Origin of the sequence: Shewanella insulae, assembly GCF_009831655.1 — a bacterium.
Lineage (GTDB): Bacteria > Pseudomonadota > Gammaproteobacteria > Enterobacterales > Shewanellaceae > Shewanella > Shewanella insulae.
On record NZ_WRPA01000051.1, the window covers coordinates 1 to 531 of the forward strand.

Sequence of the window (531 nt, forward strand, 5' to 3'; positions counted from 1 at the left end):
GGATGATGAGATGGACACCTCTTGTGAAGTCGGCGTCAAAAGCGCCATATTGAATTTACAAGGTTCAATATCAACAAAAGGTGTCCACTATGAAAGTTACTCTAATTGGTATCGATTTGGCAAAAAATGTTCTTCAGATTTGCGGTGTCAATCAAGCTGGTAAAACACTCTTTAATCGCACCGTTAAACGCACTCAACTGTTGAAAACGCTCGTTCAATATCCTGATGCTGTCATTGCTATGGAAGCCTGTAGTGGGTCAAATTATTGGGGGCGAGAGCTTATGTCGCGCGGATATGAGGTAAAACTTATCCCACCACAGCATGTGAAGCCCTTCGTGAAAGGCAATAAAAATGACCGCAATGATGCCTTTGCAATCTGTGAGGCTGCGATGCGCCCCAACATCATCTTCGTTAAGCCAAGAACCTTAGCGCAGGTCGATATCATTATTTCCCATCGAATTCGCGAGCGTCGTATTCGTGTCAGAACCGCGTTGACTAATCAAATACGTGGATTGTTGAGTGAATACGGCA

Annotated in this window: 1 protein-coding gene; it reads left to right on the forward strand. The window is 44.3% G+C overall.

Annotation, left to right across the window (positions count from 1 at the left end; all coding sequences use genetic code 11):
• Nucleotides 1–89: 89 nt before the first annotated feature.
• The coding region (locus tag GNT65_RS20480) for an IS110 family RNA-guided transposase (protein ID WP_160799009.1) at nucleotides 90–531 on the forward strand (442 nt) is incomplete at its 3' end.